Source organism: Persicitalea sp. (assembly GCF_041751555.1).
In the GTDB taxonomy this organism is placed as follows: domain Bacteria; phylum Bacteroidota; class Bacteroidia; order Cytophagales; family Spirosomataceae; genus Persicitalea.
Map to the genome: position 1 here is coordinate 1 of NZ_JBGSXF010000103.1, position 2,238 is coordinate 2,238.

3 protein-coding genes are annotated in these 2,238 nt (G+C 51.7%); 2 read left to right on the plus strand and 1 reads right to left on the minus strand.

Annotation, left to right across the window (positions count from 1 at the left end):
• Positions 1-780: GlxA family transcriptional regulator (locus ACEW8P_RS03450; protein ID WP_373511712.1), on the plus strand; the 780-nt coding region annotated here is incomplete at its 5' end.
• Between the two features lie 43 nt (positions 781-823).
• Positions 824-2,011: an ATP-binding protein gene (locus ACEW8P_RS03455; protein ID WP_373511713.1), complete on the plus strand. Its 1,188-nt coding sequence runs from the start codon at positions 824-826 to the stop codon at positions 2,009-2,011.
• 23 nt (positions 2,012-2,034) lie between these two features.
• On the opposite strand, the gene ACEW8P_RS03460 is transcribed toward ACEW8P_RS03455, so the two are convergent.
• Positions 2,035-2,238: GMC oxidoreductase (locus tag ACEW8P_RS03460; protein ID WP_373511714.1), on the minus strand; the 204-nt coding region annotated here is incomplete at its 5' end.

Genomic DNA, 2,238 nt, shown 5'->3' on the forward strand with positions numbered 1-2,238 from the left:
AAGACGGATTTGATTGTGATTCCGGCGTTGTTTGGTGATATGAAAAGAGGTATTCAAGAGAACAAAGCCCTCCTTCCGTGGATCGTGCAGCAATACGCCAAAGGCGCGGAAGTGGCCTCGCTTTGCGTGGGAGCCTTTTTACTAGCATCCACTGGCTTGCTAAATGGCAAACGCTGCTCTACGCACTGGGCCTTTGCCGATGAATTCCGCGAAATGTTTCCCGAAGTGGAATTGGTAGATGGCAGCATTATCACCGAGGAGCATCGGCTGTATTCCAGCGGCGGGGCCAACTCGTACTGGAACCTGCTGCTGTACCTGGTGGAAAAATACACCGATCGCGACACGGCTATCCTGGCTTCCAAGTACTTCGCCATCGACATCGACCGCGACAGCCAGTCGGCGTTCATGCTGTTCAAAGGCCAGAAAGACCACGGCGACGCGGAGGTGTTGAAAGCCCAGGAGTTTATTGAGCAGAATTTCAGCGAAAAAATAGCCGTGGAGAAACTGGCGGATCATGTAGCCGTAGGTCGCCGTACTTTCGAGCGGCGATTTCGCAAAGCCACGCATCATTCCGTGGTGGACTACATTCAGCGCGTGAAAGTGGAGGCAGCCAAGCGCAGTTTCGAGAGCAGCCGCAAGAATATCAGCGAGGTGATGTTCGACGTAGGCTATACGGACACGAAGGCGTTTCGGGAGTTATTCAAGAAAATCACGGGCTTGACGCCCATCGAGTATCGGAACAAGTATTATAAGGATGCGGCGGTTTTGGTTTTAACTTAGTGACAACTATGTTTTTTTAACATTAAATGTTAAATTTGCATAGATGATTCAAAGGAGATTAGAAGACAAAGTACGTGATCGCTTGCGGAACAACCCCGCTGTGGCCCTGATGGGGCCACGCCAAGTGGGCAAGACAACGCTTGCCTTCAACATTAGTGAAGGAATCTCTTCGGTTTATCTCGATCTTGAAAACAGAACCGATTTGCGGAAGGTGCAGGACATTGAAGCCTTCCACAGAGAAAATAGCGACAAACTCATCATTCTGGACGAAGTACAGCGGCTGCCGGAAGTGTTCGCGCCTATTCGTGGCCTAATTGATTCAGAACGGCGAAAAAACAACCGGACGGGGCATTTCTTGTTTTTGGGTTCCGCCTCGATCGACCTGCTGCAACAATCCAGCGAGAGCTTGGCCGGCCGGATTTCCTACATCGAGTTGTTTCCGGTCGATGCCCTGGAATACCTGCACAATCCCCAAGAACTGGACAAACTCAACGAACTATGGGTGAGGGGCGGTTTTCCGGAAAGCCTTTTGGCAAAAAACAATGAAACCAGTTTGCAATGGCGACGCGATTTCATCAAAACGTACCTGGAACGAGACATTCCGCAACTAGGCCCCAGGGTACCCGCCGAGCGGTTGGAACGACTTTGGGTGATGTTAGCTCACTCCCAGGGCACTAATATCAACGCCTCCAAGTTGGCGACGGCTCTGGAGGTATCCAGTGTAAGCGTGGGACGCTACATCGACCTTTTAGTGGACTTATTGCTCGTCAGGAAGCTGTCTCCCTACACAGCGAACATAAAAAAACGGCTGGTAAAGTCGCCGCGTCTCTATGTCCGCGATAGCGGCATCACTCACGCTTTGCTGAATATCGGCAGTTACAATGACCTGCTGGGGCATCCTGTAGTCGGAAAAAGCTGGGAGGGGTTCGTGATCGAGAATATCGTGGCTCTCTTGCCCCAAAGAGCAGAATGCTTCTATTACCGCACAGCGGGTGGGGCGGAAATCGACCTTTTGATCGACTTCGGTGGCAGTCCCCGAGCGTTTTGGGCCATCGAAATCAAGCGCAGCGCCGCCGCCAACCTCAGCAAAGGCTTTCATGAAGCTTGTGGGGATGTAAACCCTACCCAAAAGTTCGTCATTCACGCGGGGGCTGATTCATTCCCAACAAGTGAAGAAATCAGAGTCATTGGCCTTTACGACTTTTTAAAACTGTTGCAGCTACGCGAATGATGGTCACGAATGAATAGGCTGGATTAGCCTAATTCTTTCCCCAAAATCAAGTCCGCTCCCTTTTCCCCAATCATGATGGCGGCGGCATTGGTGTTGCCCGCCACGATGCGGGGCATGATGGAAGCATCCACGACGCGCAGCCCCTCGATGCCGCGAACGCGGAGTTTTTCGTCCACTACGGCTTCCTCATCCTGACCCATTTTACAGGTGCCCACCGGATGATAGAT